The following is a 25,664-nucleotide window of genomic DNA, read 5'->3' as shown; positions in this document are numbered from 1 at the left end:
ACGGTTCCAGAGAGACTGAGCCTTTACAGGGCCGCGTCGCCGGTTTCTCCTGTACGGATACGGATCGACTGCTCCAGCGCCTGCACAAAGATCTTGCCGTCGCCGATCTTGCCGGTGCGGGCCGCGCCCTCGATGGCGTCGATGGCGGCGTCCACCAGATCGTCGGCAATCGCGGCCTCGATCTTCAGCTTGGGCAGAAAGTCCACCACGTACTCGGCACCGCGGTACAGCTCGGTGTGACCTTTCTGACGGCCGAAGCCCTTGACTTCGGTCACGGTGATGCCTTGGACACCGATTTGGGAAAGAGCTTCACGCACTTCGTCGAGCTTGAAGGGTTTGATGATGGCGATCACCATTTTCATGACGGGCTCCTGAAAAATTAGAAAGTCTTGGAGAGCGTCAGAATCAGACGCGCCTTGTTCACATCGCCGAAGTAGGCCTTCTTGTTGGCGCCGGTCACCGCTGCTGCTGCAGAGAAGCCGTCGCCCAGGTCATAGGCACCACCGACGCTGTAGTCCACATAGTTGGGAACGCCCAGGTCCTTGATGTCGCTGGAGAAATGGGTGTAACCAACTGATGCTTTCAGTGTCACCTTGGGCATCACTTCCTGGCTGTAGGAGAACTGCAGATAACCGGTGTTGCGACCCTTGAGACCCGAACCCGCCTTGGCGCCGGCCCAGCCGAAGTAGTCCTTGGACACCGTGTGCGAATACTTGGCCGTGAACGGGCCATAGGTGCCGGAGCCGTAGATCTCGGTGGTGTTGCCGTTGGCATTGCCCGAGTAGACATAGGTCAGCATGCCCACGTCCCAGTCCACATCGGCGGCCTTGAACTTGTAGCCGCCGTAGAAGTCGGTTTCCAGCGAGTTGCCGGGCAGCCAGTCCACGGAAGAGTTCCAGTTGCCCACGTAGAAGCCGCTGTCGCCGAACGTGTAGTCGAAGCCGCCTTGCAGCGCAGGCTTGATGGCCTTGGTTCGGCTGGCGTCCTGATCCTGCCCGCGGAACTTGTAGTTGGTGGTCAAGGCAACGTTGGCGGAGAGCTGGGCATGGGCCCACATGGGGGCGACAACGGCACAGGCCAGGGCGGCGGTCTTGGCGAAAGTCTTGAAACGGCTAGCAGCGGGACTGGGCATTCAGGGTTCCTCCGGTTTGAAAATTTCGTGGCAAAAATCTCGGATGAACTCTCAAAGCACAGACCGTGCCAGTCTCTGCGGCCGCCGCGGCGCGGTTCGCAGTCATCGGTCTAAAACAGGCAGCGGGCCATAGCTGCCGAGTACAAAAAGCTACGAATTTTCACAATCACTGAGCGCAACTTTCGCCACCTGACTGGCGGGCTGGATGGGTTGCACCAAGATGGTGCGTTTTTTCGATGCACCGCCATGGCCCGGCTTTTGCGCGGCTTTTTGCACCAAACAGGTGATTTGCAAGTAAGTGCATGCTCTTTGCTTGGGCGCGGGCGCAAAAAAGCCCATCGCCAGGGCGATGGGCTTGCAGGTCGCGTGCAGCTCAGAAGCTGGCCTGCGGCAGGTCTGCCTTGGTGAACACCAGCGAAACCTTGGCCTCTTCGGGAATCGGCGGCAAGTCTTGATTCCAGAGCTCCCAGGCGCTGCGCAGCTCGGCCAGCTTCCGGGGCTCACGATCACGCAGATTGGCGCGCTCGCGCGGGTCGTTGCCGATGTGGAACAGGTACTCGAAGCCCTCGATCTGCAGATATTTCCAGTCGCCGCGTATCAAGGCCTTTTGCTCGCGGTGCTTCATGCGCCAGGCCAGGTCGCGCTCGGGCATCCAGCTTTGATCCTGCATCAAGGGCAGCAGGCTGATGCCGTCCAGCGGATAGTCGGCATGTGCGGCTACGCCCGCTGCAGCCAGGAAGGTGGCCGACCAGTCCATAGTCAGGCTGGGCGTGTCGCAGACGGCGCCGGCCGTCATGCGCGCCGGCCAGCGTGCCAGCAAAGGCACGCGGATGCCGCCTTCGAGCAGATCCATCTTCTGGCCCACGAAAGGCCAGGTATTGGAGAAGCGCTCGCCGCCGTTGTCGCTGGTGAAGACGATGAGCGTGTTCTCGCTCATGCCTTTTTCCTCCAGTGCATCCAGCAGCCAGCCTATGCCTTCGTCCATGTGATGGATCATGCGCTGATAGGTGTCGATGGAGCCGCCGTCGATATGCTTGCCCATGCCTTGCAGGCGTTCGGACTCGGCGCGGTCCTCGCGCGTCAGCCAGGGCCAGTGCGGCGCGCTGTAGTGCAGCGAGAGATAGAAAGGCTGCTCGGCCGTCTGGCGCTTGACGAAGTCCACGGCGCGGCGGCTCAGCAGATCGGTCAGGTAGCCGTCTTCGGTGTGCGGCTCCTCGTTGCGCCAGAAGTCGGGGCGCCCGCGTGGATCGCAGTGGGCGAAGTAGTCGGCGCCGCCGGCGTGAAAGCCGTAGAACTCCTCGTAGCCCGACAGGCGCGGGCCGAAATGCGGCGGGTAGCCCAGATGCCATTTGCCGACCAGGGCCGTGGCGTAGCCGGCATCGCGCAGCTGCGAGGCCACCGTGGGGTGATCGGGCGGCAGGCCCAGCACTTTGTCGCCGTGCACGCTGGCGATGGGTTCTTCGGCCGCACCGCGCAGGCGGTACTGCCAGCGGCCCGTGGCCAGCGCAAATCGCGTGGGCGAGCACACCGAGGAGTTGGAGTAGCCGCGCGTGAAGCGCAGGCCCTGGGCGGCCATGGCGTCCAGGCGCGGCGAGACGTCGGTGGCGTTGTTGTGTGCATCGCGCGCACCGGTGCAGCCCAGGTCGGCATAGCCGAGGTCATCGGCCAGGATGAAGATCAGATTGGGGCGGGAGTCGGTCATGGGAGAGCGGGAACGTTCAAAAAAAGGAGCTTCTATCGCTTGTTATGAAAGGATTCTGAATAGCTTTGATGCTGAAAATGTTTGGTAACAAGCGATAGGCGCTCCTCAAATATCAGGGCTTGAAGCCCGAGCGCTGCACCACCGGCGCCCATTGCGCGCGGTAGGCCTTGAGCATTTTTTCCGTGTCCTGCGCGCTGCTGACCACAGGTACCAGGTTGGAGGCGGCGAACTTGTGCTGCGTATCGGCTTCCTTCATCACCTCCTGCACCAGCTGGGACAGGCGCTGCACCGTGGCCGGCGCCATGCTTTGCGGCGCGAACAAGGTGTTCCAGCCCGTGCCGACCAGGTTCACGCCCAGCTCCTTGAGCGTGGGAATGTTGGGCGCCATGGTGCTGCGACGCTCGCCCGAGGTGGCCAGCACGCGCAGCTTGCCCGCTTCGTGCTGGGCAATCTGGGTGTCGAAGGTGTCCACGGCGATGGGGATCTGCCCACCCATCAGGTCGGTGAGCAGCGGGCCCGAGCCCTTGTAGCCCACGACCTCGACCGGCACCTTGGCGGTCTCGCCCAGCATCAGCGCGAAAAAGTGCGGCAGGCTGCCCGTGGCCGGCACGCCGAAATTGGCCTGCTGCGGATTGGCCTTGAGCCAGGCCAGCAGGTGCGGCAGCTCCTTCACAGGCACGGCGCTGGCGACGGCCAGGCCGAATTCGTAGCGGTTCACCTCGCTGATGGGACGGAAGTCCTTTTCCGGGTCGTAGCCCGAGTCCGGGAACACCAGCGGCGCCACCACCATCACGGCGGGATTGGCCAGCAGCACGGCGGGCTGGGAGGCGGGCGCGTTCTTCACGTACTGGGCCGACAGACGGCCGCCGGCGCCGGGCTTGTTTTCCACGATCACCGGGCTGCCCAGCCGGGCCTGCAGCCGGTCGGCCACGATGCGCGCCACGCGGTCGGTGGCGCCGCCGGGCGGATAGCCGACCACCATGCGCAGCGGTGTCTTGTTGGGAAACAGGGCATGGGTCTCCTGGGCCTGCAGCGCGCCGCTGCCCAGCAATCCTGCGCTCAGGCCGAGCCCCGCCGCGAGCTTGCCGAAGATTCTTCTTTGCATCGTCATGTCTCTCCTGGTCTGTGATCCGCGCCGCGGGCTCACGCCATTGCTGATTGGAAAGTGGGCAGTGTAAGTGCGTGCCGGCACAAGCCTGACAGCTCGGACGGGCTGCGTCCGGGCCCGCGGCCTCAATCGGGCTTCAGATTGATCTTGCGGGCCAGCGCTTCCCATTTTTCGGAGATCTCGCGCACCCTGGCCTGGGCCTGCTCGGGGCTGCTGCCCACCATTTCGATATCCACGGACTTGACCCGCTCCTGCTGCTGCGGCGAGCGGATGGCGGCATCCATGGCGGCGAGAAAGCGCTTCTGGATCTCGGCAGGAACGCCCTTGGGGGCGGCCAGCAGCAGCCAGTAGGTGCCGTCGAAGTCGGGGTAGCCGGACTCGGCAATCGTTGGCAATGCCGGCAGCAGGGGCGAGCGGGTGCGCCCCGTGGTGGCCAGGGCGGTGACCCGGCCGCTCTGGATCTGGGGCAGCACCGTGGGGGCGGCCAGGAAGCCGCAGTCCACCTGACCGCCCATCAGATCCTGCATGGCCGGCGCCGGCCCCTTGTAGGGCACATGCACCATCTTCACGCCGGTGCTGGACAGCAGGGACTCCATGACCAGATGGCCGGGCGAGCCAGCGCCGCCCGTGGCATAGGTCAGCTCGCGTGCCTTGGCGGCCTCCAGCATGTCCTTGACGGACTTGAAGCCGAGGCCGGGGTTGCAGATCAGGGTCTGCGAGAACCTGGCAGCGGCATTGAGCACCACGATGGCATCGCTGGAGTAGCCGATGTTCTTGTAGATATGCTTGTTGACGGTGAGCACCGGGTCCATGGCCCACAGCCAGGTGTAGCCGTCGGCCGGGGCGCGGGCGACTTCGGCCGCCCCGATATTGCCATTGGCCCCGGCCCGGTTTTCCACGATCACGGCCTGCCCGAGTGCCTTCTGCACGGCAGCCGCGAGCGGGCGCACGGCGATGTCGGAGGGGCCGGCGGGCGGGGAGGGAACGATGATGCGTATGGGCTTGGCGGGCCAGGTGTCGGCCGCATGGGCTGCCGTGAGCAGCGCGGCGGCCGCCAGCCCGGCCAGAGTGCGGCGGGCGGTACGGGTGCAAGGCATGGTGTCTCCTGTCGTTTTCTTTGGAGCCACTGTAAGCAGTGACTCGATAATGGATCTAATCCATCATTCCTAGAGAAAACCCACAAACACCCATGACCAAGGTGCAGCGCCACCCCTGGCGGCAGCCGTCCGAGCTGGACGATCTGTTCCTCTACCATCTGGCCCGCCTGATGAGCTCGGCCGGGACCATGGTGGTACGCCTGTGCGAGGGCGGCTTCGGCATCACCCGGCGCGAGTGGCGCATGATCGGCCTGCTGGCCACCAAGGGCGCCATGCAGCCGTCCCGGCTCGCGGAGCTGGCACAGCTCGATCGCACGCGCACCTCGCGCACCATCTCCACGCTGATTGCCAAGGGGCTGCTGCACAAGCAGGGCATGGCCGGCGACGGGCGCCAGGCCATGGTGCAGCTGACGGCCGCCGGGCTGGCGCTGCATGTGCAGCTGTTTCCGCAGATTCAGGCAATCAACCAGGAGTTGCTGAGCGACTGCAGCGATGCCGAGCTGCAGGTGCTGTCGCAGGTGTTCGAGCGCGTGCGCAATCGGGCGGCCCGCATGCAGGAGCAGGGCAGCTTTCCCAAGGCCGAGCGCCGCCGTGGCCGGGCCGCCGGCAGGCAGCCCGCCCATGATGACGCCGCCGGCTGACGGCCTGCGCACACCCCTATTGCCTGTTTGAGCCGCTGGCGCATACGCTAGGCCCTACAGTCCGGCTTGAAGGGGAGGGGGCGTGATGGGTCTGGCTCTGGTTCAAAGTCGTGCCTTGCTGGGCTTGCAGGCACCAGGCGTCACTGTGGAAGTCCATCTGGCCAACGGCCTGCCTTCGTTCACCCTGGTGGGCTTGGCGGATGTGGAGGTCAAGGAGGCACGCGAGCGTGTGCGCGCGGCCATCGTCAATGCGGGGCTGCAGTTTCCGAACAACCAGCGCATCACGGTCAACCTGGCTCCGGCAGACCTGCCCAAGGACTCCGGCCGCTTCGACCTGCCGATAGCGCTGGGCATTCTGGCGGCCAGCGGGCAGATCGATGCACAGCGGCTCGCCGACTATGAGTTTGCGGGTGAGCTGTCCCTGACCGGTGCGCTGCGCCCGGTGCGCGGGGCCCTGGCAACGGCGCTGGCCTTGCAGCGTCAGCAGCGCCGCGTGCGGCTGGTGCTGCCGCCGGACAGTGCGCAGGAGGCCGCTTTCGTACCGGCAATCGAAGTCTTCAGCGCTGCGCATCTGCTGGATGTGGTCAGGCAGTTCATCGCGCATGACGCCACCCTGGCGGAGCAGGGCGATGACGCGGAGGGCTGGCAGCGGGTGCACTCCAGACCTGCCGAAGCCTCTTCGCAGTCGCTGGATCTGCGCGAGGTGCGCGGCCAGATGCAGGCCAAGCGCGCGCTTGAAATTGCAGCTGCCGGCGCACATGGTGTGCTGATGATCGGCCCTCCGGGTTCGGGCAAATCCATGCTGGCCCAGCGCTTTGCCAGCTTGCTGCCGGGCATGACCGATGAGGAAGCGCTCGAAGCAGCAGCCATTGCCAGCCTCAGCGGTCGTTTCACGCCGCAGCTGTGGCGCCAGCGGCCGTTTGCCGCGCCTCATCACACGGCCAGCTCCATTGCGCTGGTCGGCGGCGGCTCTCCACCCCGGCCTGGCGAGATCTCCTATGCTCATTGCGGGGCGCTTTTCCTGGACGAGCTGCCCGAGTTCGCACGCAGTGCCCTGGAGGCCCTGCGCGAGCCGCTGGAGACCGGGCGCATCACCATCGTGAGGGCCGTGCAGAGGGCGGAGTTTCCGGCCCGTTTCCAGCTGGTGGCAGCCATGAACCCCTGTCCCTGCGGCTACTGGGGCTCGCGCGTCAGGGCCTGCCGCTGCTCCCCCGATCAAGTGGCACGTTATCAGGCACGCATCAGCGGGCCCTTGCTGGACCGCATCGATCTGCATGTGGAGGTGGCGGCACTGTCGCCCGAGGAGCTTCTGGCAGCGCCCGAAGGGGAGAGCAGCGCTGCCGTGCAGCAACGCGTGAGTGCGGCCAGGGACAAGGCCTTGCAGCGCCAGGGCCTGCCCAATCATCAGTTGCAGGGGGGGCAGCTTGACACGCATCTGAAGCTGGAGCCCGAGGCGCTGACCTTTGCGCACAAGGCTGCAGCGCGCCTTGGCTGGTCGGCGCGCGGCACGCACCGGGCCCTGAAGGTGGCACGAACCATTGCCGATCTGGCTGGCTCCGATTCCATCACCCAGACCCACCTGGCCGAGGCATTGCAATACCGCCGTGCGCTGATGCAGCCGTGATGCCTGGTGTACTCAGGCAGCCAGGGCCAGCGGCACGGGCCGTGCCTGCGCGGTTCGGGGATCGACGCCCAGCACCTGGGCAAACGCATGCAGTGCGGGGGACCAGCCATCAACGGCTGCGGTGACAAAACAGGTGTCGACAAAGGCCAGCTCCTGTCCGCTCCTGCCTGGCAAGGTCATCCAGTGCACGCCAAAGCGCTGCTGCTGGGCTTCGACCAGAGAGCGCGACAGCAGCGCATAACCCATGCCGGCGGCCACGCAGCCGAGGATGGTGTCCAGCATGCCCAACTCCATAATGCGCACCGCCGTCACCCCCATCGAGGCCATCAGCAGCTCAATGCGCTGGCGGTAGCTGCAGCCCTGGCGGAAGGCCAGGAACACAGCGTTGCCGAACTCCGCAGCGGTGGGAAAGCGCGTCAGCGGCTGTCCGCTGACCAGCACCAGCTCTTCGCGGAACAGCGGCCAGGAATGCAGCTCGCTCTGCGGTGCTGCCCCGTTGATGAAGGCGCAGTCGATGCGACCAGCCGTCAGCTCCATCAGCAATGCGGCCGTGGGCTGGGCATCCAGTTCCAGGTCGATGTCCGGATGCAGCCTGCGCAACTCGGCCAGCAGGGGCGGCAGACGCAGGGCGGCCGTGGTTTCCATGGAGCCTATGCGCAAGGCGCCCTTGACCTGGCCGGCGGCAAACTGCCGGGTTTGCAGCGTGGCCAGCACCTGGTCATGCGACTGCAGCATCTGCCGCGCAGATTCCAGCAGCGTGCGTCCGGCTGGAGTGGGAAAGACCGGGTTGGCCCGCATCAGCAGCTGCACCCCTGCTTCGTCCTCAAGCTTTTTGATATGGGCCGTGACATTGGATTGCACGGTGTGCAGCCGCTGGGCAGCGGCGCCAAAGCTGCCGCTTTCGCAGACAGCTTCGAACATGCGCAGGGATTTGAGTTGCATATGCGGCTCCAATATCTTGAAATGAGATGCAGGTCATCATTTTGAATCATTGGACATGATCGAGTCGCAGCGTTTAGGCTTGATACCAATTTCCCTCCGGAACCCGAGCTGTGATCGAGCGCAAAGAACTTCCCCTGCTGTTGACCGGTTTCATGGCCACCTTGAGCGGCGTCGGCCTGGCCCGTTTCGCCTATACGGCGCTGATGCCGCAGATGGTTCATGCGGGCTGGTTCAGCGGCGAGCAGGTGGCTTATCTGGGGGCCGCCAATCTGCTGGGCTATCTGATCGGGGCTCTGGTCGCCGCGCCGCTGGCCGAGCGCATGGGCGCGCTGCGCGTGCTGGTGATCTGCTGGGTGGCCGTAATGCTGAGCTTTGCCGGCTGCAGCCTGCCCCAGCCCATGGCCCTGTTCTTTGTCTGGCGGCTGATCTCTGGCATTGCCGGGGCCGCGCTGATGGTGCTGGGCCCGTCGGTGGCCATGGCTGCGGCCGCGCCGCAGCGCCGTGCCACGCTGGGCCCGCTGATGTTCTGCGGCATTGGCGTGGGCGCCTTGCTGGCCGCCACCCTGGTGCCCATGTTTGCGCGCAGCAGCCTGAGCGCCGTCTGGTGGGCACTGACGGCGCTATGTGCGCTGGCGCTCTACAGCGGCTGGCATGCTGCGCGCCAGATCTCGCTGCATGCGCCGGTGGCGGTCCAGCCCACGGCGACGGCCGCAACTTCCGGTGCAACGCCATGGAGCCTGGCTGTGATCCTGGTGTTGACCGCCTATGCCTGCGACGCCTTCGGCTTTGTGCCGCACACCGTGTTCTGGGTGGACTACCTGGATCGCGAGCTGCAGCTGGGCGGCGCCTATGCATCGACGCAATGGGCATTCTTCGGGCTTGGCGCGATGATCGGGCCGCTGTGTGCGGCCTACTGCGCCACGCGCTGGGGTTGGTGGGGAACGACCACGGGCGCCTATGCCCTCAAGGCCGTGGCCATCGGCCTGCCGCTGGTCTGGGCCGGTTTCGGCGGTCATGCGCTGTCGGGTTTTGTGGTGGGGGCGCTGTCACCGGGCATGGCGGCCATCACCTCGGGTTATCTGATGCAGCTCATTGGCCCCGGCCGGCACAAGAAAATGTGGGGCTATGCCACGGCAGCATTTGCGCTGTTGCAGGCCAGCTCCGGCTATCTGATGGCATTTGTCTACGCCAGCAGCGGCAGCTATCGCCAGCTGTTCGTGCTGGGCTGCGCGGCGCTGGGCCTCGGGGCGCTGCTGGTGGCCTCCAGCCGCCTGGCCCGCGCGGCGCAATGATCCATATCGAGAAGTGACAACCAGGAGACGCACGATGAGCAAACTACCTTTGTGGATGGCAGGCCTGGGTCTGCAGCATCCCATCATTCAGGCCCCGATGGCCGGGACCTCGACCCCGCAGCTGGCGGCTGCCGTGAGCAATGCATACGCCCTGGGTTCGGTCGGCATAGGCGCCTACGGCCTTGAGCAGGCGCGCCAGCACATCGAACAGACGCGTGCGCTGACCAATCGCCCCTTCAACGTCAACCTTTTCTGTCACCGTGCGCCAGCAGCAGATGCAGAGCGCGAAGCGCAGTGGCTGCGCTACCTGGCGCCGGAGTTCGAGCGCTACGGCGCGTCCGTGCCGTCTGGCCTGCGCTGCATCTACGAGTCAGCGCTGGGCAATGCGCGGTTGCAGGCCATGCTGCTGGAGCTGCATCCCGCCGTGGTGAGCTTTCATTTCGGCCTGCCGGAGCAGGGCTTTGTCGATGCCTTGCGCGCGGCCGGCATCACCACGCTGGCCTGTGCCACCAGTCTCGATGAGGCGCGCCAGATCGAGCAGGCCGGGGTGGATGTGATCGTGGCCCAGGGCATGGAGGCGGGCGGCCATCGCGGCGCTTTCGTGCCCGAGCAGGACAGACTGATGGGCACATTGGCGCTGGTGCGGCTGCTGGCGCGCGAGTCCCGCCTGCCCGTGGTCGCCGCAGGCGGCATCATGGACGGCTCGGGCATTGCCGCTGCGCTGCAGCTCGGAGCCTGTGCCGTGCAGATGGGAACGGCCTTTATCCTCTGCCCGGAATCCGCAGCCAGTCAGGCCTACCGCGCCGAGCTACAAGGCGACAGCGCACAGCACACGGCCATCACCGCCGCCATTTCCGGCCGTCCTGCGCGCGGCATGTTCAACCGTCTGCACCAGTTGGGACGAGACTATGCGGGAGCACTGCCCGCCTATCCCATGGTGTATGACGCAGGCAAGGCGCTGCACCAGGCAGCCAGCGCACAGGGCAGCAGCGACTATGCCGCGCACTGGGCCGGCCAGGGCGCGCCGCTGGCACGCGCCCTGCCTGCCGCCGAACTCGTGCACACGCTGGCGCAGGAGCTGGAGCATGCGGTTCACACCTGAGCGGGCTTGAGCAGAGGCGAGATTTGTCTGGAGCAGCCATCAGATTTGATAGCTGGTGTCGCTTTGCATGTATCGAATCTGGATTGTTTTTGGCAATTTTTGTTTGCTGACCAGTGAAGGTTGCTCTGGTTTTAGTTGTTCCAGCGGATGACCGCCGCATCCGCTGGGGCGAACAGGCGTTGCACCGCATCGGCGCGTCGCGTCAGCACCGCGCGCTGGTTGATATAGCCCTTGTCGGTGATCTCTCCGGCCTCCGCATCCGGCGGATCGGCCAGCACCAGCGCGCAGCCGGGGCTTTGCGAGCTGCCCGCGCCTGCGTCGCGCTGCTCGTGCATCACGCGACGCAGTGCCTGTGCCAGGGCTGCAGGGTCTGCCGCGCCCGCGGGCGCGGCAAACACCAGCAAACCGAGCTCGTCGCGGTCGTGGCCTGCGATGACGATGTCCTGTACCAGTGGGGCAAGGCGCGACACCAGCTCCACGCGCAGCGTTCCCACCGAGACCCAGGTGCCGCTGGAGAGCTTGAAGTCCTCGGCCACGCGGCCGTTGAAGATGACGCCGCGCTCGGGCCGCTGCTCGTCGACCATGAAGCCGGCGTCGCCTATGCGGTAGTAGCCTTCCTCGTCAAAGGCCGCGGCCGTTTCGGGCGCTGCATCGCGGTAGCCGGGAAACACCGAAACGCCCTTGACGCGCATTTCCTGCTTGTTGCCGTTGGGCACGAACTTGAGCTCCAGCCCGGGCAGCGGCGCACCTATGCAGCCTGCGCCGTCGAGCTGCCAGTGGGCCGAGGTGATCGCGGGCGAGGTCTCGGTGCAGCCCCAGGAAGTGGTCAGCCACAGGGGGCGGCCCGGGCGCACGCGCTGGGCCACCGCCTCCAGCCGCTTCCAGGTCGAAGGGGCCAGCGCCGCAGCCGCGTAGAAGGCCAGGCGAAGGCGCGAGAGCATGTCCGCCGCCAGCGCGTCGTCGGCCTCCATCAGCGGCAGCACCATGTCGAAGCCGCGCGGCACGTTGAACCACAGGGTGGGTCGAACTTCACGCAGATTGCGCACCGTCTTTTCGATCAGGCCCGGAGCGGGCCGGCCCTCGTCTATGTAAAGCGTGCCGCCATGTGCAAGCACCAGATGCAGGTTGTGGTTGCCGCCGAAGGTGTGGCTCCAGGGAAGCCAGTCCACGAGCACGGGCTTTTCCTGCTCGAGGAAGCGCCAGGTCTGCGCCATTTGCTGCTGGTTGGCGCACAGCATGCGGTGCGTGTTGATGACCACCTTGGGCGTGCCGGTGGAGCCCGAGGTCAGCAGGTATTTGGCATGCATGTCGGGCGCGATGGCCTCATAGGCGGTGCGCACGGCGGCCGTCTCGGGTCTGGCCATGAGCGCTCCGAAATCCAGCCCGTCGGGCCAGTGCTGTGCATGCGCGCTGAAGACGCAGGGTGCGCGGGTTTCGCAGGCCGCCAGCGCCGGTCCGTACACGCGCGCGTCCGATGCGTAGATCAGCGCAGGCTGCAGCACCAGGAGCATCTGGCGCAGCCGCCCAAAGTCGCGCGCCGTGCGCGAGTAGGCACTGGACAGCGAGCACGCTGCCCGGCCCACGTGCATGGCGGCCAGCATCAGTACCGCGTGATCGATGGCGTTGTCCGAAAGGATGACCACCGGGCCGGGAGGCAGGTCCAGGTCCAGCAGCCCCTGGGCCGTGCGTCCCACGGCCTCGCGCAGCTCGCCCCAGCGCAGCTGGCGCCAGCCGCAGCCGTCGGGTGTGCGTTCGGCCAGGGCCGGGGCCTCGGGTGTCTCGCAGGCCCAGCGTTCCACCCACTCGCCCACGCAACGTGCATAGGGCTTGAGTGCCACGGGTGATCGCAGTACGAAGCTGCCGTCGTCAAAATCGGTGCGCAGGCTGCACGGCGGGGCGACCTGCTGCGGGTCGGACAGAAAGTCTATGGCTTGCATGGGTGCTCCTCCATGTGGGCTCAGAACAGCGAGCCCTGGGCCTTGGCCCGTATCAGGTCGGACAGTAGTTCGTCGCGCGTGCGCTCCAGCTCCTCTTCGCGGCGCATTCCGCGCGCCTCGGTCACGCCTTGCACCACACTGTCCTTGAGCGCCGCTGTCATGGCCGGATTGCCAAGATCGCGCCACCAGCTCTCGATGGGGCCGCCCAAGTGCTCCAGCAGATGCTGCATGCCGCCCTGTCCGCCAGACAGATGCAGGTTCATGAATGGCCCCATCAGCGCCCAGCGCAGGCCGGGACCCTGGGCGATGGCTGTGTCGATGTCACTGACGCTGGCCACGCCCTGGTCAACGAGGTGAAAGGCCTCGCGCCACAGCGCGGCCTGCAGACGGTTGGCGATGTGACCAGCGATCTCGCGCCGTACATGAATAGGGCGCTTGCCCAGCGCCGCGTAGAAATCCATGGCACGCTGGATGCTGTCTGGCGAGGTGGCATCGCCACCACCCACTTCCACCAGCGGAATCAGGTGCGGCGGATTGAAGGGATGACCCAGAACCACGCGCTGCGGCGTCTTGCAGCGTACCTGCATGCCGCTGACCGGCAGACCCGAGCTGCTGCTGGCCAGCAGCACCTGCGGCGGCGTGGCCGCGTCCATGCGCGCATAGAGGTCAGCCTTGAAGTCGGCGCGCTCGGGGCCGCTTTCCTGCACGAAGTCGCAGCCGTCCAGTGCACGCTCAAGTTCGGTGTCGAAGCGCAGGCGTTCGGGCGATGCTCCATCCGCCAGCCCCATGCGTTGCATGGTCGGCCAGTGGCGCTGTACCGCTTCGTGCAGGTGCTGCCCGGCGCCGGGTGCGGGATCGGTGGCCGTCACATCCAGGCCGCGCGCCAGGAAGAATGCTGCCCAGCTGGCACCGATCACGCCAGTGCCAACCACGGCCACGCGCCGTATCGCGGGTGCGGCCGCGCTCATGATGTCTTCCATTGCACGCAGCGCGTCTCGGCGCGGGTGGTCCAGGCGGCCTCGCCCCGGATGGTCTCGACCACCTTGTAGTAGTCCCAGGGTTCTCTGGATTCGGACGGCGTCTTCACCTGCATCAGATGCATGTCATGCACCATCAGGCCGTCGGCGCGCAGCCAGCCGTCCTTGACGAACATGTCGTTGAAACGGGTCTTCCTGAGCTGTTCCATCACCTTGGTGCCATCGTCCGTGCCTGCGGCCTGCACGGCCTTGAGGTACTGCAGCGTGGCGGAGTAGTCGCCCGCATGGAAGGAGGTGGGCATGCGCTTGTGCTTGTCGAAGAAGCGCCGTGCCCATGCGCTGGCCTCGGAGCTCTGGTTCCAGTACCAGCTGTCGGTGAGATACATGCCCTGTGCCGTTTTCAGGCCCAGGGCGTGCACGTCCTGAATGGTGATGATCATGCCCGCGAGCTTCATCTTCTGCGCCAGCCCGAATTCCGCCGCCGACTTGATGGCGTTGACCGTGTCGCCACCCGCATTGGCCAGGGCCAGTACATCGGGCTTGGCTGCCAGAGCCTGCAGCATGAAGGACGAGAAGTCGCTGGCGCCCAGCGGGTGCTTGACCGCACCGGCCACGTTGCCGCTGCCGGCTTCGAGGACCTTGGCGGCATCGGCCTGAAGCGCATTGCCGAAGGCATAGTCGGCCGTCACGAAGAACCAGCGCTTGCCGCCGCTCTTGAGCACGGCGCTGGCCGTTCCGCGCGCCATGGCCACCGTGTCGTAGGCATACATGACCGTGTAGGGGGAACACTGCTCGTTGGTGAGGCTGGAGGCGCCCGAGCCGACCACGAAATAGGGCTTGCGCTTATCGCGCGCCACGCCCGCCATTGCAATGGCCGCACCCGAATTCACGCCGCCGATCAGCATGTCGAAGCGCTCCACGTCGAACCATTGGCGCGCCTTGGCTGCGGCGATGTCGGCCTTGTTCTGGTGGTCGGCCGCCACCAGCTCGATCTTCTTGCCGTTGATGGCACCGCCCATGTCGGCGATGGCCATGCGTATGGCCTCTGCGCCTGCAGGTCCGTCGTAGTCGCGGTACACGCCCGACATGTCGCTGATGAAGCCTATGCGTATCACATCGTCCGAAATCTGAGCTGCTGCCGTGGCCGCGCCGGCCAGCGTCACAGCGCCGGCCAGGGCCTTGAATGCGAAGTTCATGATGCTGTCTCCTAGTTGTTTTGCGAACTGTGCTGCGTCGTGTGGGGCTCAGGCCGCCGATGCTATGGCTGCGGGTGCGAACGCGGGCAGGGGCATGCCACTGCGTTGCAGTCCCATGATCTGACGCGCTTCCTCGGGTGTGGCGGGCTCCATGTCGAGCTCGCGGATCAGGCGCACGATGCGCTCGGTCAGCTGTACATTGGTGGCCAGCTCGCCCTGGCGGTAGTAGAGGTTGTCCTCCAAACCCACACGCGCATGGCCGCCCAGCAGCAGCGCAGCCACATTGGCCTCCAGCTGCGAGGGACCGATGCCGCTGACGCAGAAGATGCTGTTAGCGGGCAGAACGTCCACCATCTGCTGCAGGTAGCGCGGAGAGAACGGCATGGCGTTCTGGAAGTTGCGGTGGACGTTCATCACCAGGTTGATGAAGTGCGGTGCGGCATCGTGGTCTTCCTCGATCAGCGTCGTCACGTCCTGCAGGATGTGGGTGTGGGCGAAGACCTCCCACTCTGGCTTGATTCCGCGTGCCTTCATGCCTACGGCCAGCTCGCGGCCCCGGGACAGCGGTGTGTCCATGAGGATCTCGCGCCCGCCGAAGCTCAGGTTCAGCGTGGTTGCATCCAGCGTACACATTTCGGCGCCTGCGTCCATGCCCTTGATGCGCTCCTCCCAGGCGATTTCCCAGCGCCCGCCCTGCAGCTCGCGCACCATGTCGCCGTGCACGCCGCCGCCCGTGGAGTTGTTGATCACGATGTTGCAGCCCGCAGCGCGGATGCGGGTGTTGATGTCGCGGTAGATGTCGGCATTGCAGGTGGCGCCGTCGTCGGGGCGGCGCGCATGGATGGCTGCCACGCTGGCGCCCGCATTGCAGCAGCGCACCACGTCCTCGGCGATCTCGTCAGGCTGGGTAGGGAGATAGGGGTTCTGCGATTTGTGGGCCATGCCGCCCGTGGGGGCAATGGTCACGATCACCTTGCGCTTGCTCATGGCGTCTCCTGATGCGTGGGGTTGGGTCGTCAGCTATTATTTTTTTTCACCCCTTCACGAATCAGTCGTTGCGATGACATTTGACCTCGGGGTAAGTACGCAAGGAGCTTCACCATCGCCCGCCATTACCGCTCAACGGCCGCGGCCCGTCCCACCCTCGATGAACTGCTGTCCGGATCAGCCTGGTTTCCTGCGCTCGACGTTGCCGTGCGCGAACGCGTGCGTGCCGAGATGCGCGAGGTGGACTTGCCCGCGGGCACTGCGCTGTGCCGTATGGGCGATGCGCCTCGGCACTGGTATGGCGCCATCGAAGGGTTACTCAAATGGTCGGTGAGCAGCGCCGACGGCCGCTCTGTCACGCTGGGCGGCCTGTCCGTGGGTAGCTGGTTCGGCGAGGGCACGGTGCTGCGCGGAGTGGCGCGCACGGCGGACGTGATCGCTCTGCGAGACAGCCGCGTTGCCTTGATGCCTGCCGAGGTCTTCGAATGGCTGCGCGGCAGCGAGCGCAGCTTCGAAGCCTTTTTGCTGCGCCAGATCAACGAGCGCATGCACTGGTTTTTAGGCAACTTTGCGGCCCACCATTTGCTTGATACCGACAGTCAGGTGGCGCGTGCACTGGTAGGCCTGTTTCACCCCTGGCTGCACCCGGGCAGCGACCCGCGCCTGCGTGTGTCCCAGGAGGAGATCGCCAATCTCTCGGGTCTGTCACGCCAGCGTTGCAACGCGGCGCTGCGCCGCCTGGCAGCAGGAGGGTTGATCGAGATCGAATACGGTGGCATCACCGTCATCGAGCTGCCGCGTCTGCGCACGCGCGTGCTCGCTGCCGCATCGTTCTAACCGCCAGGACTGCGCTTCTTCACATGCGCTCGTGATAGACCGCGATGGCCTCCATCAGCTCCTGCAACTGCGCCGATACAGGCTGCTCTGCGCGCACCAGCATATAGCGGGGACGCACGGCCCAGGCATCGGTCAGCGGCACACGGCATACGCGCTGCGTGCCGCGATAGCGCAGTGCTGCCGTCTCGGGCGCGACAGCAATGCCTACGCCGGCAGCGACCATGCGGCACATGGTGTCGAAGCTGGACAACTGTATGCGCAGCTTCAGCGTAGCTCCGAGTTGCTGGCTCAACTGGTCGAGAAAGGTTTGCAGCGTGCTGCCGCGGTGCATGCCCACAAAGCGCTCGTGAAGTACCTCGGAGAAAGCCACGTGATCCAGCTCGGCCCAGCGTGGCGCATTGGGTGTTACCAGCACCAGTCGGTCGGTGCTGAAATGCATGGCGCGCAGTCCATGGGTGTCCACGGTTCCGGCAACAATGCCCAGGTCGGCCCGGCCGTCGCGGATATCGGCAGCAATGCCTGCATTCGGGCGCTCCTGCAGATCCACGTTGATATGGGGATGTGCAGTGAGGTAGGCGGCCAGGATGTCGGGCATGAAATCCGTGACTGCCGTGGTGTTGGCGAACACACGCACATGGCCGCGCAGCCCCGCGCCATACTCCTGCAGATCGGCTTGAAGCTGGCGTGACTGCTGCAGCATGGCCCGTGCATGGTGCAGAAAGGCCTCACCGGGGGCCGACAGCCGTACCCCTCTAGCCTCTCGAATCAACAAAGGCATGCCTGCCTGTTCCTCCAGCGCCCGGATGCGTGCACTGGTGGCCGCCAGAGATAGATGTGATTGCTCTGAAGTCCTTGTCAAACTTCCAGTCTGTGCTATCAAAACAAAGAGTCTTAGATCTTTGAGGTCGAACTGCATGGCGCCTTCGGGTATGTGCTGAATCTGGGTAGGTTTCGAAAAAACAAAAGTCTCGCTTCCAATATGACAGATTGTGCGGTGTGCCGGAGGCAGCGAGCATAGGCGACAGATTTCAACGAGGAGACCCTGTCGTGCATGCCTGCTGCGTTTCGCCCGTGCCCCTTCACATAGCCCGCATCCGCCCGTTCTTGAGTCCCTGGCTCCTGGACCGACCTGCAACTGGTGCCGTCAACCGGGCAGGCCGCGCATGACCGGCAGCATTCACCCCACGGCCCTGGATCACCTGCAGACCTGGCAGGGAAAAAGCGAAACCGCGCTCGACCTCATCACCGCGGCTCCCCTGCGGGCGCTGTCGGCCACGTTGGACCGGGACGACCCGACTCCCGCACCCGGCACGCCTGTGGCGCCGCTGTGGCACTGGCTGTATTTCCTGCCGCATGCGCGCCAGAGCGAGATCGGCCCCGACGGGCATCCCAGGCGCGGCGGCTTCCTGCCTCCCGTGCCGCTGCCGCGCCGCATGTGGGCGGGCGGACGGCTGCGCTGGGAGACAGACAATCCGCTGCGCCTGGGGCAGGAGGTGCAGCGTGTCTCCACCATCCGCAGCGTGCAGCACAAGACCGGACGCTCGGGAGAGCTGCTGTTCGTGCTGGTGGAACACCGTTTCTCGAACAAGGATGGTCTGGCGCTGGTCGAGGAGCACGACATCGTCTACCGGGCCGCCGCCAGTCCCGGCGATCCGGTGCCGCCACCGCAACAGCCGCCGCTGGCGGGCCAGGCTGCCTGGTCGCGCACCATCGTGCCCGACGACATCTTGCTGTTTCGCTATTCGGCGCTGACCTTCAACGGCCACCGCATCCACTACGACCGCCAGTATGTGACACAGGTCGAGGGCTACCCGGGCCTGATCGTGCATGGTCCGCTGATCGCCACGCTGCTGCTCGATCTGCTGCGCCGCAAGCTGCCCGATGCCAAGGTGGTCACGTTCGACTTCAAGGCCTTGCGGCCGACCTTTGACCTGCACCCTTTCAGCGTCCACGGCAAGCCGCGCGAGGACGGCAGGACCATCGACCTGTGGGCGCGGGATCACGACGGCTTTCTCACCATGCAGGCTACGGCCACGGTGTCCTGAAGAATTAAAAACCATAGCTTATAGCGCTTGATGGATAAGCGCTCTAGGTCAAAAAGGCTTGAAATGATCGAACACACCAGCTCCAGTAACCACCACGAGATCCGCGATGCCATCCGTGCGCTGTGTGCGGAGTTTCCCGACGAGTATTTCCGCAAGATCGACGAGCAGCGCGTCTACCCCGAAGCCTTCGTCAACGCGCTCACGAACGCGGGCTGGCTGGCCGCGCTGATTCCGCAGGAGTACGGCGGCAGCGGCCTGGGCCTGACCGAGGCCAGCGTCATCATGGAGGAGATCAACCGCTGCGGCGGCAACTCGGGCGCCTGCCACGGCCAGATGTACAACATGGGCACGCTGCTGCGCCATGGCTCGCAGGCGCAGAAGGAAAAATACCTGCCGCGCATCGCCTCGGGCGAATGGCGGCTGCAGTCCATGGGTGTCACAGAGCCCACCACGGGCACGGACACCACCAAGATCAAGACTAGCGCCGTGAAGAAGGACGGGCGCTATGTGATCAATGGCCAGAAGGTCTGGATCAGCCGCATCCAGCACAGCGACTTCATGATCCTGCTGGCGCGCACCACGCCGCTGGCCGAGGTAAAGAAGAAAAGCGAGGGCATGTCCATCTTCATGGTCGATCTGCGCGAGGCCGAGAAAAAGGGCATGACCGTGCGCCCCATCCTCAATATGGTCAACCACGAGACCAACGAGCTGTTCTTCGAGGATCTGGAGATTCCCGAGGAGAACCTGATCGGCGAGGAAGGCAAGGGCTTCAAGTACATCCTCGACGGGCTGAACGCCGAGCGCACGCTGATTGCGGCCGAGTGCATAGGCGATGGCTACTGGTTCCTGGACCGTGTGACGAATTACGTGAAGGACCGCCAGGTGTTCGGCCGTCCCATCGGCCAGAACCAGGGCGTGCAGTTCCCGATCGCCGATGCCTTCATTGAGGTCGAGGCCGCCAATCTCATGCGCTGGAAGGCATGTGAGCTGTTCGATGCGCGAGAGTCCATGGGCGCTCAGGCCAATATGGCCAAGTATCTTGCGGCCAAGGCCAGCTGGGAGGCGGCCAATGCCTGCATCCAGTTCCACGGCGGCTTCGGCTTTGCCTGCGAGTACGACGTGGAGCGCAAGTTCCGCGAAACCCGCCTCTATCAGGTGGCCCCGATCTCCACCAATCTGATCTATTCCTATGTGGCCGAGCACCTGCTGGGTCTGCCACGTTCGTTTTGATGGGCGACACCCCCCTGAGGCGCTGCGCGCCTTCCCCCCGCTCTCGCGCTGTGCGCGGGCAGGGGGACGACAGCCTCGCTGCGGGGCGGCCCTTGCTCGCTGTCTCTAAGATGGGCCGTGCCCGGCGTGCCGTGGATTGCGCTATGGAAGACCGACATGACTGAAAGAAAACGACCGCTTGACGGCATCACCGTGGTCTCGCTGGAACATGCGGTGGCTGCGCCTTTCTGCACCCGCCAGCTCGCCGATCTGGGGGCGCGCGTGATCAAGGTGGAGCGCCCCGGCTCGGGCGACTTTGCGCGCGGCTATGACCAGCGTGTCAACGGCCAGTCCTCGCACTTCACCTGGATCAACCGCAGCAAGGAGAGCCTGGCCCTGGACCTCAAGCAGTCGGAGGCCCTGCAAGCCCTGCTGCAGCTGCTGACCACGGCTGATGTGCTGGTGCAGAACCTGGCACCGGGCGCGGCCGCGCGCATGGGGCTGTCCTACGAGGTGCTGAAGTCCCGCAACCCCCAACTCATCGTCTGCGACATCAGCGGCTACGGCGCAGACGGTCCCTACCGGGACAAGAAGGCCTACGACCTGCTGATCCAGAGCGAGGCGGGGTTTCTCTCGGTCACGGGCACGGAGCAGGAACCGTCCAAGGCCGGCATCTCGGTGGCCGATATCGCGGCCGGGATGTACGCCTATACGAATATTCTCTCGGCCCTGCTGCTGCGCGGGCGCACGGGCGAGGGCAGTCATATCGATGTCTCCATGCTCGAGGCACTGGGCGAATGGATGGGCTATCCCATGTACTACGCCTGGGACGGCGCGCCGCCGCCGCCGCGCACGGGTGCCTCGCATGCCAGCATCTATCCCTATGGCCCCTTCATGGCGGGCGACGGCGGTACGGTGATGTTGGGCCTGCAGAACGAGCGTGAATGGAAGCTTTTCTGCGAGCAGGTCCTGTTGCAGCCTGCGCTGGCCGGCGATGCGCGCTTCGACAGCAATGCACAGCGCAATGCACACCGCGAGGAGTTGCAGGCCTTGATCCTGAGCGTGTTTGCCGGGCTTGACGCACCGCAGGTGGTGCAGCGCCTGGAGCAGGCCGGCATTGCCAACGCCCGCGTCAACGACATGGCGGGGCTGTGGGCCCATCCGCAACTAGCCGCACGCCAGCGCTGGTGCAGCGTGGGCACGCCGGCCGGTCCGGTGCAGGCGCTGCTGCCGCCCGGTGCCAACAGCGCCTTTGACTACCGCATGGACGCGGTGCCGTCCGTAGGCGAGCACAGCGCGGCCATCCTGGCCGAGCTGGGCTGGTCGGCCGAGCGCATCCGTGCTCTGTACGCCGAAGAAGCAACTCTGTGAAAGCTGTGCGCAGCGTATGCGCGGGAGTGATTCCATGAAGAACGAGACCCAAGTGAGCATTCATCCGCTGGCCCGGTTCGCGGCCACATTGTGCTGGGAGGATGTCCCGCTGCAGGTGCAGCGCCGCGCCGAGGATCTGTGGGTGGACTGGTTCGGCTCCGCGCTCGCCGGCCAGAACGCGCGCCCTGTGCAGAGCATCGCGCGCTTTGCACTATCCCAGGGGCCGGCTGCGGGCCCCTGCGAGATACTGGGCAGTGCCGCCACCAGTTCACCTCTGATGGCGGCCCAGGCCAATGCCGCAGCCTCGCATGTGGCCGAACAGGACGATGTGCACAACGGTTCGGTCTTCCACCCCGCTGCCGTGGTCTTCCCGCCCGCGCTGGCCGTGGCGCAGAGCCTTGGTGCCAGCGGCGTCGAGCTCATGCAGGCCTGTGTGGCCGGCTATGAGGTCGGCATCCGGGTGGGCGAGTTTCTGGGCCGCAGCCACTACCGCATCTTCCACACCACGGCCACGGCCGGCACGCTGGCGGCGGCTGCTGCCGTGGGTCGCCTGCTCAAGCTGACGCCCGAGCAGATGCAGCATGCCTTCGGCTCGGCCGGCACGCAGTCGGCGGGGCTGTGGGAGTTTCTGCGCACGGGCGCCGACAGCAAGCAGCTGCACACGGCGCATGCTGCCTCAGCAGGGCTGACGGCCGCCTTCCTCGCTCAGGATGGATTCACGGGCGCGCAGGACATCTTCACGGGGCCTCAGGGACTGGCTGCAGGCATGTCCACGGATGCCGACCCGGTCCGGCTCAGCGATGGGCTGGGCACGCGCTGGGCCACGGCCGAGACCTCGTTCAAATGGCATGCCTCATGCCGCCACACGCATCCTGCCGCCGATGCGCTGCTGCAGCTCATGCAGCAGCACGGCTTGGTGCCTGCCGATCTGGCACGGATCACCTGCCATGTGCACCAGGGCGCCATCGATGTGCTGGGCCCCGTGGTCAGGCCGAGCACCGTGCACCAGAGCAAGTTCTCCATGGGTACCGTGCTGGCGCTGGCGGCGCGTCACGGTCATGCGGGTCTGACGGAGTTCGACCGCGACTATCTGACACAGGAAACCGTGGAGCTGCGCGACAAGGTGAGCATGGAGCTTGATGCCGAGGTCGATGAGGCCTATCCCAGGCGCTGGATAGGCAAGGTCAGCGTGCAGACCACGGATGGCCGCCTGCTCAAGGGCCGTGTCGACGAACCCAAGGGCGACCCCGGCAACACGCTGTCGCGCGAGGAGATCACGGCCAAGGCGCTGCGGCTGATCGCCTATGGCGGCCAGGTGCCCGCCGAGCGCGCCCAGGACGCGGTGGCAAGGCTGTGGCAGGTCGCGCAATGGCCGCAGGTGCGGCGTCTGCTGGATTGACACCACTTACGCAAAACAGGTTCAGGCCAGACGACTGCCGCAGGAGGCAGGCCGTTGCTGCATTCTTGTTTGCGTAAGTCTCATTGAGTTTCTTTCCGCCGGTGCAGGCAAGGCCGGCATCCCTCGGGCAAAGGCGCCACCACAGAGCGCCTCCCGCTTCCACAAAGTGCAAAGGAGACAAAACATGCCATATCGATCCATCCGCCGCCGCCTGATCTGCGCCGCGGCCGCAGCCTGCGCGTTCGCCGCGAGCAGCGGCGTCATGGCCGCAAGCTGGCCGGACAAGCCCGTGACCCTGGTCGTTCCCTACAGCGCCGGCGGGCCTACCGATGTGGTGGCGCGGCTGCTGGCCGTGCCGATGGGGCAGTACCTGGGGCAGTCGGTGCTTGTCGAAAACACCGTGGGCGCAGGTGGCACGCTGGCGCCGGCGCGCATCGTGCGCTCCAAGCCCGACGGCTACACCATATTGATCCACCACATGGGCATGGCCACCGCACCCTCGCTGTACAAAAAGCTGCCCTACGACCCGCTCAAGGACTTCGAGTACATCGGCCAAGTGCTCGATGTCCCCATGACCCTGCTGTCGCGCAAGGACTTTCCAGCCAACAACTTTGCCGAGCTGCTGGACTATGTGAAAAAGCACCAGGACAAGGTGTCGCTGGCCAATGCAGGTGTGGGTGCTGTGTCGCAGCTGTGCGGCATGCTGTTCATGCACCAGGCGGGCGTGAAGCTGACCGTGGTGCCTTACAAGGGGGCTGGTCCCGCCATGAACGACCTGATGGGCGGGCAGGTCGACCTGCTGTGCGACCAGACAACCCAGACCGTGCCCGTGATCCAGGACGGCAAGCGCGCGAAGGTCTTCGGCGTGACCACACCTCAGCGCCTGTCGTCGCTGCCCAATATCCCGACGCTGGACGAGCAGGGCCTCAAGGGCTTCGATGTCAAGGTCTGGCATGGCATGTATGCGCCCAAGGGCACGCCCAGGGAAGCGCTAGAGCAGCTGAACAAGGCGCTGAATGTGGCGCTCAAGGACGATAACGTCAGAAAGCGCATCGCCGAACTCAGCTCCGATCTCGTCACGCCCGACAAGGCCACACCAGAAGGACTGCGCAAGCACCTGGAAGCCGAAGTCACACGCTGGCGCACCGTCATCAAGGCCGCCGGCGTATCGGCCGAGTGAGGCTGCGCACGGCATGAGGCCCGCGCCCGGCGAGGGCCCCGTCAGTCGATTGAAATCCCGCATTCCCAAGAGACGCCATGAGCACCTTGCTGCATAACGCCTGCACTTTTCTGTTCGTCCCCGCCACCCGGCCGCAGCGGCTTGCCAAGGCCCTCGCCAGCGGCGCCGATATGGTGATTGCCGACTGCGAGGATGCCGTGGCGCCCGGCGACAAGCCGGCCGCCAGATTGGCCCTGGAGCAGGCCGTACAGCAGCTTTCCATGTCCGAGCGCGAACGGCTGCTGGTACGTATCAATGCCTGGGGAACGCCATGGTTCGATGAAGATCTGCAGGCGCTGGCGCGGCTGGTGGCCGTTGGCGTGGCCGGGGCCGTGGTGCCCAAGGCGGAAAGCGCGGCCGTGCTGCAGCAGATTGCAGATGCAGCCGGCCCACGCTGCGCGCTGCTGCCTCTGGTGGAAAGCGTGGCTGGCCTCGATGCCTGCGATGCGCTGGCCGGTGCCGCGCAGGTGGTGCGGCTGGCTTTCGGGCATCTGGACTTCCAGGTCGATGCCGGTATGCAGTGCGAGCCGGACGAAGCCGAGCTGCTGCCGGTGCGTCTGGCGCTGATCCTGGCATCGCGCCGGCGGGGCCTGGCCCGCGCCGTGGATGGCGTCACCATCGACACCAAGGATGCGGCCCGCCTGGAGAGCGACACCCGGCGCGCGCTGCGCATGGGTTTTGGCGCCAAGCTGTGCATACACCCCGACCAGGTCGGCCCAGTCAACCGCGTGTTTGCGCCTTGCGACCCGGCCGTGGCCCAGGCCAGTGCGGTGGTGCAGGCCATGCAGGCCTCTGGCGGCGGCGTCTGCACCGTCAACGGCAGGATGGTGGATGCGCCCGTGCTCCATCTGGCACAGCAGACACTGGCCCGCCACGACTGGGCCCGGCAGCGCATGCAGCGCGACACCTAGTCTCATCGGACGTTGCCGGGCGCCGTCATCTGGTTCAGATTCATGCTGCTTCATGAAACAGGGGGACGGCATGAACCAGGCTTTGGTATGTGTGGTGACGGGGGCCAGCCGTGGCGTGGGCCGCGGTGTGGCGCTGGCGCTGGGGGCGTCGGGGGCAACCGTCTACGTGACTGGGCGCAGCGTGAAGGAGGGCGACTCGCCGCTGCCCGGCACGGTGGGCAGAACGGCCGCCGATGTGACGGCAGCCGGTGGCAACGGCATTGCCGTGGCCTGTGATCATGGCGATGATGCCCAGGTGGCAGCGCTGTTCGAGCGAGTGCGCCGCGAGCATGGCCGGCTCGACATTCTGGTCAATTGTGCGATTGCGATTCCCGATCCGCTGACCGTTCCAGGCCCGTTCTGGCAAAAGCCGCTGGAGATGACCGGGCTGCTTGATGTGGGCCTGCGTTCCACCTACGTGGCCAGCCATTGCGCGGCCGGCCTGCTGATAGGGGCGCGCGGCCTGGTGGTGAATATCTCGTCAGCCGGCAGCCGCTGCTATATGCACGGGCCGGCCTATGGCGCGGGAAAGGCCGGCACGGACAAGATGAGCTTCGACATGGCCCACGATTTCAAGCCTGTCGGCGTGAGCGTGGTTTCGCTCTGGCCCGGACTGGTCAGGACCGAGCGCTCCGAACGCGTCTGCGCGGCCGAACCCGAAAAGTACGGCAACAGCTTCGACAGCGCCGAAACGCCGCAGTTCATTGGCCGGGTCGTGCTGGCCTTGCATGGCGATGCCGACTGCCTGGAGCGCCGCTCCGGCGGCGTGTTCTATACGGCCGAGCTGGCCAGCGAGTATGGAGTGCAGGACATCGATGGCGCGCAGCCTGCGTCGCCGCGTGCCTATTTCGGCGCGCCACCGGAGTTCAGTCCGGTGGTGGTCGATTAAGCCGGCGC

23 protein-coding genes are annotated in these 25,664 nt (G+C 65.6%); 12 read left to right on the top strand and 11 right to left on the bottom strand.

Going from position 1 to position 25,664, the window contains the following annotated elements; all coding sequences use genetic code 11:
• Nucleotides 1–23: 23 nt before the first annotated feature.
• The 5 genes from glnK to F3J24_RS13535 form a co-directional block, all read right to left on the bottom strand.
• Entirely contained in the window at nt 24–362 is a 339-nt protein-coding gene (gene glnK / locus F3J24_RS13555; protein WP_003059648.1) for a P-II family nitrogen regulator, read from the bottom strand.
• 17 nt (nt 363–379) lie between these two features.
• Nucleotides 380–1,132 (bottom strand): TorF family putative porin, encoded by a 753-nt coding sequence (locus F3J24_RS13550; protein WP_003059647.1) that lies wholly within the window; start codon nt 1,130–1,132, stop codon nt 380–382.
• A gap of 373 nt (nt 1,133–1,505) precedes the next feature.
• Nucleotides 1,506–2,834, bottom strand: a complete 1,329-nt coding sequence (locus tag F3J24_RS13545) for a sulfatase (protein WP_167007149.1) — start codon at nt 2,832–2,834, stop codon at nt 1,506–1,508.
• Nucleotides 2,835–2,946: 112 nt separating this feature from the next.
• A complete protein-coding gene (locus F3J24_RS13540) occupies nt 2,947–3,939 on the bottom strand; it encodes a Bug family tripartite tricarboxylate transporter substrate binding protein (RefSeq protein ID WP_167007146.1) in 993 nt (330 codons plus the stop codon).
• Between the two features lie 128 nt (nt 3,940–4,067).
• Nucleotides 4,068–5,039 carry a tripartite tricarboxylate transporter substrate binding protein gene (locus F3J24_RS13535; protein ID WP_167007143.1) on the bottom strand — a complete coding sequence of 324 codons (972 nt, stop codon included), beginning with the start codon at nt 5,037–5,039 and terminating at the stop codon, nt 4,068–4,070.
• Nucleotides 5,040–5,131: 92 nt separating this feature from the next.
• On the opposite strand from F3J24_RS13535, the gene F3J24_RS13530 reads away from it, so the two are divergent.
• Together F3J24_RS13530 and F3J24_RS13525 are read left to right on the top strand one after the other, a co-directional pair.
• Complete coding sequence (locus F3J24_RS13530) at nt 5,132–5,680, top strand: MarR family winged helix-turn-helix transcriptional regulator (RefSeq protein WP_167007140.1); 549 nt, start codon at nt 5,132–5,134, stop codon at nt 5,678–5,680.
• Nucleotides 5,681–5,765: 85 nt separating this feature from the next.
• Nucleotides 5,766–7,304, top strand: a complete 1,539-nt coding sequence (locus F3J24_RS13525; RefSeq protein WP_167007137.1) for a YifB family Mg chelatase-like AAA ATPase — start codon at nt 5,766–5,768, stop codon at nt 7,302–7,304.
• A gap of 12 nt (nt 7,305–7,316) precedes the next feature.
• Here the strand turns inward: F3J24_RS13525 and F3J24_RS13520 are convergent, their stop codons facing one another.
• Nucleotides 7,317–8,246: a LysR substrate-binding domain-containing protein gene (locus tag F3J24_RS13520; protein ID WP_167007134.1), complete on the bottom strand. Its 930-nt coding sequence runs from the start codon at nt 8,244–8,246 to the stop codon at nt 7,317–7,319.
• Nucleotides 8,247–8,356: 110 nt separating this feature from the next.
• Here F3J24_RS13520 and F3J24_RS13515 point away from each other — a divergent pair, with 110 nt between their 5' ends.
• Both F3J24_RS13515 and F3J24_RS13510 read left to right on the top strand, forming a co-directional pair.
• Nucleotides 8,357–9,538, top strand: coding sequence for a YbfB/YjiJ family MFS transporter (locus F3J24_RS13515; protein ID WP_167007131.1), 1,182 nt, complete (start codon nt 8,357–8,359; stop codon nt 9,536–9,538).
• A 34-nt stretch (nt 9,539–9,572) separates the two neighbouring features.
• Nucleotides 9,573–10,640, top strand: a complete 1,068-nt coding sequence (locus F3J24_RS13510; RefSeq protein ID WP_167007127.1) for a nitronate monooxygenase family protein — start codon at nt 9,573–9,575, stop codon at nt 10,638–10,640.
• Nucleotides 10,641–10,771: 131 nt separating this feature from the next.
• Here F3J24_RS13510 and F3J24_RS13505 read toward each other — a convergent pair whose 3' ends face one another.
• The 4 genes from F3J24_RS13505 to F3J24_RS13490 are packed head-to-tail and all read right to left on the bottom strand — an operon-like array spanning nt 10,772 to nt 15,737.
• Nucleotides 10,772–12,577 carry a feruloyl-CoA synthase gene (locus tag F3J24_RS13505; protein ID WP_167007124.1) on the bottom strand — a complete coding sequence of 602 codons (1,806 nt, stop codon included), beginning with the start codon at nt 12,575–12,577 and terminating at the stop codon, nt 10,772–10,774.
• A gap of 20 nt (nt 12,578–12,597) precedes the next feature.
• The gene (locus tag F3J24_RS13500) at nt 12,598–13,545 is read right to left on the bottom strand and encodes a 3-hydroxyacyl-CoA dehydrogenase NAD-binding domain-containing protein (protein WP_167007121.1); all 948 of its coding nucleotides are present in this window, start codon (nt 13,543–13,545) and stop codon (nt 12,598–12,600) included.
• Complete coding sequence (locus F3J24_RS13495) at nt 13,542–14,750, bottom strand: ABC transporter substrate-binding protein (RefSeq protein ID WP_167007118.1); 1,209 nt, start codon at nt 14,748–14,750, stop codon at nt 13,542–13,544. Before F3J24_RS13495 ends, F3J24_RS13500 begins: the two co-directional genes overlap by 4 nt.
• 48 nt (nt 14,751–14,798) lie before the next feature.
• On the bottom strand, nt 14,799–15,737 hold the full coding sequence (locus tag F3J24_RS13490; RefSeq protein WP_167007115.1) for a 3-keto-5-aminohexanoate cleavage protein: 939 nt from the start codon (nt 15,735–15,737) through the stop codon (nt 14,799–14,801).
• A 207-nt stretch (nt 15,738–15,944) separates the two neighbouring features.
• Between F3J24_RS13490 and F3J24_RS13485 the strand changes: the two genes are divergently transcribed.
• Complete coding sequence (locus F3J24_RS13485; RefSeq protein WP_370527731.1) at nt 15,945–16,574, top strand: Crp/Fnr family transcriptional regulator; 630 nt, start codon at nt 15,945–15,947, stop codon at nt 16,572–16,574.
• Between the two features lie 19 nt (nt 16,575–16,593).
• Here F3J24_RS13485 and F3J24_RS13480 read toward each other — a convergent pair whose 3' ends face one another.
• On the bottom strand, nt 16,594–17,490 hold the full coding sequence (locus tag F3J24_RS13480; protein ID WP_167007112.1) for a LysR substrate-binding domain-containing protein: 897 nt from the start codon (nt 17,488–17,490) through the stop codon (nt 16,594–16,596).
• A 247-nt stretch (nt 17,491–17,737) separates the two neighbouring features.
• On the opposite strand from F3J24_RS13480, the gene F3J24_RS13475 reads away from it, so the two are divergent.
• The 7 genes from F3J24_RS13475 to F3J24_RS13445 all read left to right on the top strand — a co-directional run bounded on the left by F3J24_RS13475 (nt 17,738) and on the right by F3J24_RS13445 (nt 25,656).
• Nucleotides 17,738–18,619, top strand: coding sequence for a MaoC family dehydratase N-terminal domain-containing protein (locus F3J24_RS13475; protein ID WP_167007110.1), 882 nt, complete (start codon nt 17,738–17,740; stop codon nt 18,617–18,619).
• A 63-nt stretch (nt 18,620–18,682) separates the two neighbouring features.
• A complete protein-coding gene (locus tag F3J24_RS13470) occupies nt 18,683–19,849 on the top strand; it encodes an acyl-CoA dehydrogenase family protein (RefSeq protein WP_167007108.1) in 1,167 nt (388 codons plus the stop codon).
• Between the two features lie 156 nt (nt 19,850–20,005).
• On the top strand, nt 20,006–21,199 hold the full coding sequence (locus F3J24_RS13465; RefSeq protein ID WP_167007106.1) for a CaiB/BaiF CoA-transferase family protein: 1,194 nt from the start codon (nt 20,006–20,008) through the stop codon (nt 21,197–21,199).
• 34 nt (nt 21,200–21,233) lie between these two features.
• Nucleotides 21,234–22,598: an MmgE/PrpD family protein gene (locus F3J24_RS13460; protein ID WP_167007103.1), complete on the top strand. Its 1,365-nt coding sequence runs from the start codon at nt 21,234–21,236 to the stop codon at nt 22,596–22,598.
• A gap of 184 nt (nt 22,599–22,782) precedes the next feature.
• Complete coding sequence (locus F3J24_RS13455) at nt 22,783–23,778, top strand: tripartite tricarboxylate transporter substrate binding protein BugD (RefSeq protein WP_167007100.1); 996 nt, start codon at nt 22,783–22,785, stop codon at nt 23,776–23,778.
• A gap of 77 nt (nt 23,779–23,855) precedes the next feature.
• Entirely contained in the window at nt 23,856–24,728 is an 873-nt protein-coding gene (locus F3J24_RS13450) for a CoA ester lyase (RefSeq protein ID WP_167007097.1), read from the top strand.
• A 70-nt stretch (nt 24,729–24,798) separates the two neighbouring features.
• A complete protein-coding gene (locus tag F3J24_RS13445; protein WP_167007094.1) occupies nt 24,799–25,656 on the top strand; it encodes an SDR family NAD(P)-dependent oxidoreductase in 858 nt (285 codons plus the stop codon).
• The last annotated feature ends 8 nt before the right edge of the window (nt 25,657–25,664 follow it).

This window comes from Comamonas sp. Tr-654, assembly GCF_011752915.1.
Classification (GTDB): Bacteria; Pseudomonadota; Gammaproteobacteria; order Burkholderiales; family Burkholderiaceae_C; genus Comamonas.
Note: the sequence above shows the minus strand (reverse complement) of the source record. Positions and strands in the feature narration are given on the sequence as shown.